This is a genomic window from Streptomyces sp. SolWspMP-5a-2, from assembly GCF_900091845.1.
GTDB lineage: Bacteria > Actinomycetota > Actinomycetes > Streptomycetales > Streptomycetaceae > Streptomyces > Streptomyces doudnae.
The window spans coordinates 41,704-48,244 of sequence record NZ_FMCI01000099.1 but is presented as its reverse complement, the minus strand read 5'-3'; the positions used below and the strand labels follow the sequence as shown (position 1 = coordinate 48,244).

Annotated in this window: 6 protein-coding genes and 1 pseudogene; 1 reads left to right on the top strand and 6 read right to left on the bottom strand. The window is 74.4% G+C overall.

Annotated elements, in window-relative coordinates:
- The 3 genes from GA0115242_RS09625 to GA0115242_RS09615 all read right to left on the bottom strand — a co-directional run.
- Positions 1 to 285: PRC-barrel domain-containing protein (locus GA0115242_RS09625; RefSeq protein WP_141721560.1), on the bottom strand; the 285-nt coding region annotated here is incomplete at its 3' end.
- Positions 286 to 608: 323 nt separating this feature from the next.
- Positions 609 to 842 (bottom strand): hypothetical protein, encoded by a 234-nt coding sequence (locus GA0115242_RS09620; RefSeq protein ID WP_093826613.1) that lies wholly within the window; start codon positions 840 to 842, stop codon positions 609 to 611.
- A 455-nt stretch (positions 843 to 1,297) separates the two neighbouring features.
- Positions 1,298 to 1,474, bottom strand: coding sequence for a hypothetical protein (locus GA0115242_RS09615; protein WP_218088637.1), 177 nt, complete (start codon positions 1,472 to 1,474; stop codon positions 1,298 to 1,300).
- A gap of 637 nt (positions 1,475 to 2,111) precedes the next feature.
- On the opposite strand from GA0115242_RS09615, the gene GA0115242_RS09610 reads away from it, so the two are divergent.
- Positions 2,112 to 3,632 (top strand): MFS transporter, encoded by a 1,521-nt coding sequence (locus tag GA0115242_RS09610; RefSeq protein WP_093826610.1) that lies wholly within the window; start codon positions 2,112 to 2,114, stop codon positions 3,630 to 3,632.
- A 109-nt stretch (positions 3,633 to 3,741) separates the two neighbouring features.
- Here GA0115242_RS09610 and proP read toward each other — a convergent pair whose 3' ends face one another.
- The 3 genes and pseudogenes from proP to GA0115242_RS42440 form a co-directional block, all read right to left on the bottom strand.
- Positions 3,742 to 5,238, bottom strand: a complete 1,497-nt coding sequence (gene proP / locus GA0115242_RS09605; protein ID WP_093826609.1) for a glycine betaine/L-proline transporter ProP — start codon at positions 5,236 to 5,238, stop codon at positions 3,742 to 3,744.
- A gap of 168 nt (positions 5,239 to 5,406) precedes the next feature.
- Positions 5,407 to 5,814, bottom strand: coding sequence for a hypothetical protein (locus GA0115242_RS42445; protein ID WP_346012836.1), 408 nt, complete (start codon positions 5,812 to 5,814; stop codon positions 5,407 to 5,409).
- 128 nt (positions 5,815 to 5,942) lie between these two features.
- A pseudogene (locus GA0115242_RS42440) lies at positions 5,943 to 6,509 on the bottom strand (LLM class flavin-dependent oxidoreductase); the annotation flags it as partial.
- Positions 6,510 to 6,541 lie beyond the last annotated feature (32 nt).

Here is a 6,541-nt window from a genome sequence, read left to right as displayed (position 1 = left end):
CTCCTCGGTCTGGTCGAGGTGCCCGTCCGCCTCCACCCTGGGGGCGTCCTTGACGAGGTCCTTGCGGTAGGCGACCTGGAGCCCTTCCTGGTTGCGGTGGGCGCCGAGCAGCGGCACGAAGGACTCCTTGGTGCCGAAGAGGCCCGTCGAGATCGACACCCACTCCGGACGCCCGCTCCTGTCGTCGAGCCACACCTGCGAGACCTTGCCGACCTTCTCGCCGTCCGGGTCGTAGACCGTCAGGTCGCGCAGGTCCCGGGTGCTGAGGTACGCATCCTCTGTCATGAGCCGTCTCCTCCGAAGCGCGCGGCAAAAGGACGGTCCCTTCCGCGGACATACGCGCCCTTCCAGCTACACACGACGGCACCGACGGCGCAAACGGGAAGCAAAGGTCATAGTCAGGCGCATCCGGCGAAAGGCGCCCATGACGCGCGCCGGGGCCGTGCGCGCCGTCCGCGCGCCGGGGCCGTACGGGTGAGCGGCCGGGCGGCCGGGACGGCGTGCGCGCCGGGCCGGAAAGCCACGCTCACGGTCGCCCCGCCACCGCGCCCGGGTCACCCCGGCCGCCGGGTCGCCGATCTCCCGGTGACCGTGCCCCGCCGGTCGGCTCAGGCCGTCGACTCCTGCGGGTCGGGGTGCTCGGGGTGGACGGTGTCCGAGCGGTCCTCGCCCTTGCGGCGCGCGCCCGCCTCGTCCGGGGTCGGCAGCTCCTCGTCGGCCGGGGCGCCGTGGGGGCGTGTGCCGTCCCAGCTGTTCCTGGCGGCACCCGCCTGCTGGTCGGGCATGTCCCTGGGGATGGGCTCCCCGCGCTCGCCGGGCCCTTCGAGTCGACGATCGGTCATGCGGCTCTCCTTCGCTCCCTGTTCGGCATGGTCTCGGTCTCGGTCTCGCCTACCTCGACATCGCGAGGCGAAACGGTTCTTCTGCCATCGTCCCGGTCACCGCGGGCGGATCGGACGGGCCCGCCGGACGGACCGGCCTCCGCCGACCCGGCGTCATTTCCCGCACCGACGTCATTTCCCGCGCTGACGTCACTTTCCGACCCGGCGTCACTTCCCGCACCGGCACAGCGGATCGGCACCGGCAGCGGTCGACGGCACCCAGGCCGCCCGTCCGGAAACGGAACCCGCCCTCGGCGCACTCCCCGCCCGCGCCGGGCGCACGAAGGCCGGAGGACGCTCGCCGCCCTCCGGCCCTCTCTGTGCGGGTCCGGCAGCCCGGAGCCGTCCGCACCGGTCCGGTCTCCCGGAGCCGTGCCGCCGGTCCCGTCCCGTGCCGGAGTCCGTGCGGCGGATGCTCAGTCCGCGCCCCTGACGATGTTCTGCTCGGTACCCGCGGGCGGGGCCGCGGGCGCGTCGCGGTCGACGAACGCCGCCACACAGGTGCGCACTCTTCCGGCGCGGGGACGGCGGGCGAGCGCCCAGCCGGTGCGGGCGACGCGTACGGACGGTTGCTCTGCGGTGCTCCTGGTCACGGCTGTCATCTTCCGTCTCCGTCTTCCCTCTTCGTCTCCGTCGGCTCCCCGCGCGCGGACCGGCCCGGTCGGGACGACACGAGTGGCTGGTGCGGGGAGCGTGGCGCGATGCCTGGTGTTCGGGTAGCCCGATACTCCGTGCGAAAACCCCTCGCGGCGGGACGAACCGGGATCGGGGAGGTGACGGCCCGGCCGGGTGCGAGTCCGCCGTCCCCACGAGGGCTCGCGTCCACCGGCCGGGCCACCTCGCCCGCCGCCTCGCGGTGACGGGCGGCTCCGAGGGCGCGCTCGACGCCCCGGACCGGCCCGGGGCGCCCGGGACGCCCTGGACGGAGCGCGTGACGCCAGGGAGGACGCCGGAACGGACCGGGAAGTTGATCGCAGGACCGAAGGGTCCGGGCGGGGTCCGAGCGGGCCCCGGATCGCCCGGCCGACGGCTCCGCCCGTGGCCCTGGGCGGCTCGCCCCGGCCCGGCGCGGCCCCCGCGTCGGACGGCCGCCACCCGCCCCCGTCGACAGGCGCCCCCACCCCTCATGACCGTAGGCTCGTCGGAGGCCGGGTGGGGGACGGACCGGGGGCCGGGGCAGGGGTACGGACGGTGGGCCGCCCGGCGCGGTCCCCGGCGAGAGGAGCCCATGTGACAGCGTCGGCGCCACCGCCGGGCGACCGCGGCCAGGGGGCTCAGGAGGACGCCGGGTACCAGCCGGACCCGCGCCGCTGGCGAGCCCTGTGGGTCACCCTGGTGGCCGGGTTCATGACCCTGCTGGACGTGACGATCGTCGCGGTCGCCCTGCCCACCATCCAGCGCGACCTGCACGCCTCCCCCGCGCAGGTGCAGTGGGTGGTCTCCGGGTACGCCCTGACCTTCGCGCTCGCCCTGGTCACCGCGGGCCGCCTGGGCGACGCGCTCGACCGGCGGCTGATCTTCCTGCTGGCGCTCAGCGGCTTCGTGCTCTTCAGTGCGGCGTGCGGGGCGGCCCCGGACATCACCCTGCTGGTGGTGGCCAGGCTCGCCCAGGGCCTGGCGGCCGGATTCATGGCACCGCAGAACTCCGCGCTCATCCAGCAGATGTTCCGCGGCGCCGAACGCGGCCGCGCCTTCGGCTTCTTCGGTTCGACCGTCGGCATCTCGTCGGCCGCGGGACCGCTCACCGGCGGCGCGATCCTCGCCCTGGCCTCCGGGCCGGACGGATGGCGGTGGATCTTCTACGTGAACGTCCCCATCGGCGTCCTCGCCGTCCTGCTCGGCCGTCGGCTGCTGCCGCGCACCCCGGCGACCGGACGCGGCGAGGTGGACGTGCCGGGCGTGCTGCTGCTCGGCGTCGGCGTGCTCGCGCTGATGTGGCCGCTGGTCCAGGCGGACACCGGGGGCATCACCGGCCTGTGGTGGCTGTTCCTGGCCGGCGCGGCGGTCCTCGGCCTCTTCGTGGTGCGCCAGCGGCGCCTGGTGGCCCGGGGCGGGCAGCCGCTGCTGGACCCGCGCCTGTTCACCACGGTGCGCGGGTACGCCGTCGGCGCGGGCGTCGGCACCCTGTACTTCATCGGCTTCAGCGGCGTCTGGCTGGTCTTCGCCCTCTTCTACCAGCACGGGCTGGGCTTCAGCCCGCTGCGCTCCGGTCTCGCGGTGACCCCGTTCGCGCTGGGCACGGCGTGCGCCGCCGTCGTCGCCGGACGGATGGTGGAGCGCTTCGGGCGGCTGCTCACCGTGGCCGGGCTCGCGGGGGTGATCGCCGGTCTGGGCGGCACGGCGCTGCTGCTGCTGTTCCTGCCGCTCGGCACCGCGCCGTGGGTCGCGGCGCCGCTGCTCTTCCTGGGCGGCGTCGGCGGTGGCTTCGTGGTGTCGCCGAACATCACCATGACCCTGCGGGACGTGCCCGTGCGGATGGCAGGGGCGGCGGGCGGCGCCCTCCAGACGGGCCAGCGGCTCGGCGCGGCCGTGGGCACCGCCGCGCTTCCCGGCCTGTTCTACCTGGTGCTGGGCCGGGGCGACGACTACCGCACGGCCGTGGTGACGGCGCTGGTGGCGGCCCTGATCGGGATGGCGGCCTCGCTGGCCCTGGCCGCCTTCGACTGGCGGCGCGACCGGCGCACCCGCCCGGCGCACCGGAGATGCCCGGACGAGGTGGCCAACGACCCGGTCCACTCCCGCCAGACGTGAACCGCCCCCGGGGTGGGACCTGGAACGCCCCGCGCCGGAGAAGGACACGGGGCGTTCCAGGAGCGCGGCCGGGCCCGGGGCGGGCGCCGGGAGGGGTGTGCGCGGCGGGTCAGAACCGCGGGTCGGGTGTCTGCGCCTGCACGATCTCCGCCGCCTCCTGCTGCGTCTCGACCGACGGCGGGGAGCCCGCCAGCGGCTCGTTGGCCGTCTCCTTCATGCACAGGACGGCGACGACGCCGACGACGGCGGCCGCCATGGCGTAGAACGCGGGCATCAGGTTGGTGTCGAAGGTGCTGATCAGCGCGGTGATCACCAGGGGCGTGGTGCCGCCGAAGAGGGACGTCGCGAGGTTGTAGGAGACCGAGAGGGAGCCGTACCGCACCTGGGTGGGGAATATCGCCGGGAGCGCGGCCGACATGGTGCCCAGCATCGCGACCAGGGAGAGGCCCATCAGGAGCAGCCCCGCGGTGATGAGGACGACGTTGCCCTGCCGGATGAGCAGGAAGGACGGCACGGAGAGGAAGAGGAAGCCGAGCATCCCCGTCATCAGCAGCGGCTTGCGTCCGAAGCGGTCCGAGAGGCGTCCGACCCGGCTGATCACGCACATCTGGAGGACCATCACGAGGAGCAGGATGAGCAGCCCGTGGTTGGTGCCGTAGCCGAGTTCCTCGGAGAGGTACGTCGGCATGTACGACAGCAGCATGTAGTCGGTGATGTTGTAGGCCGCGACGAGCGCGAGGCACAGCAGCAGCGGCCTCCAGTACCGGGTGAAGATCTTGCCGAGGTCGGCGGTGGCGGAGGTCTCCACCGTGTCGGCGGCCTCGGCGGTCTTGGCGTGGCCGCCCTCCAGCTTCTGGAACGCGGGGGTCTCGTCGAGCTTGAGCCGCAGGTAGAGGCCGATGAAGCCGAGCGGCGCGGCGACCAGGAAGGGGATGCGCCAGCCCCAGTCGATCATCTGGCTCTCGCTGAAGACGCTGGTGAGGAGCACCACGAGCCCGGAGGCGGCGACGTATCCGGCGAGGGTGCCGAACTCCAGGAAGCTGCCGAAGAACCCGCGCCGCTTGTCGGGCGCGTACTCGGCGATGAAGGTCGAGGCGCCCCCGTACTCGCCGCCGGTGGAGAAGCCCTGCACCAGCCGGAAGAAGATCAGCAGGGCCGGGGCCCAGAAGCCGATGCTGGCGTGCGAGGGGATGAGGCCGATGGCGAAGGTGCCGACGGCCATCATGATCATGGTGATGGAGAGGATCCGCTTGCGGCCGACCTTGTCACCGAGCGGCCCGAAGACCATGCCGCCGACCGGGCGAACGAGGAAGGCCACCGCGAAGGTGGCGAAGGAGCTGAGGAGCTGCGCGGTGTCGTTCCCGGACGGGAAGAAGACCTTGCCGATGGTGGCGGCGAGGTAGCTGTAGATGCCGAAGTCGTACCACTCCATCGCGTTGCCGAGGGCGGCGGCCTTGGTGGCGCGCTTGACGGACGCCTCGTCGGTCACCGTGATGTCGCTGCGCCGCAGCCGCGGATGGCGCCGTTTGTCGATCGCGCGGAAGAGCACCCTGTGGCGCCTGACCGCGGCGGGATCCGCCGACCTGTCGTTGTCGGTCGCCGCCATGACGCTGTTCCTTTCGCCGGACGTGTTACCAAGCAGAACACCTGCGCAGATAACCCGCCCTCAAACGGACTCCTTCACACGGCGCCCGGCCGGTCACCGGGAGTGACATTCCCCTTTCGCGCCCTGGTCCGGTGGTGGTGGACCCGCCCGGTGCTCCGGGCGGGGGTCTCAGCCGCGGGCGGCGGCGTGGCGGTTGGCGGGCCGGGGCAGGCCGAGGGAGGCGCGCAGGGTGGCGCCTGGCACGGGCGGGCGGTGCAGCCCCGCGGCGGCGAGGGCGGGCAGCACCTCGGCGGCCAGCACCGGCAGGTCGACGGCGAGGACGGCGGGGTGCAGCCTGACCCCGTCCACGGACCCGGCCAGCTCCACGAGGAGCCGGACCAGCTCCCGGGACGATCCGACGTGGCGGAGCCTGCCGGTGTCGGGGCGCTCGGCGTCGGCGTCCAGCGCGGCGAGCCGCTCGGCGGCCGGGGTCGCCGCGTCGAGGACCACCTCGACCTCCGCGAAGGCGAGGGGCGCGCCGTTGCGCCGGGCGGTGGCGGCGCGGGCGGCGACGGCGGGGACGGTGTCGCGCGCCACCAGGACGACGTCGGCGCGCGCGTCGGCGTCCAGCGCGTCCGGGGCGAGGACGACGACCTGGCCCTGCGGCGGGCGGGGGTGATGAGGGGGCCCTTGACGCTGAAGGCGGCGCCCTCGAAGTCGATGTGGTGCACCCGGTCGGCGTCCAGGAAGCGGCCGGTGGCGACGTCCCGGACGATCGCGTCGTCCTCCCAGGAGTCCCAGAGGGCGCGGGCGGTGTCGACGACGTCGGCGATCTCGCGGGCCAGCTCCTCCGGGGTGACGGACTCCCGTCCCACGGTGGCCAGTCCGGCCGCGTCCGCCGCCGCGCCGACGACCCAGGCGGCCCGTCCGCGGGAGGCGTGGTCGAGGCTGGCGAGCTGGGTGGCGAGGTGGAAGGGCTCCGTGGTGGTGACGTGCAGGGTGGGCGCGAGTCCGATCCGGTCGGTGAGGCCCGAGAGGTACGCGGCCCGGGTCCCGGCCTCGATCCGGCCGAGGGTGCGTCCCCCGGCGCGCGGCGGCAGGGGCGTGTCCGCGTAGGTGACGAGGGTGAGTCCGGCCGCCTCGGCGGCGAGGGCGGTGTCCCGCAGGGCGGCGGGGGTGAGGGCGGCGCCGGCCGGACGCCCCGAGTGGAGCCGGGCGGCCGGGTGGGCGCCGTCGCCGTCGGCCTCCAGGGCGAGGTGGAGACCGGGCAGTCCTGCGGCACGTGCGGTCATGGGGTGTCCTCCGGTGGTCGGGCGGAGCGGGA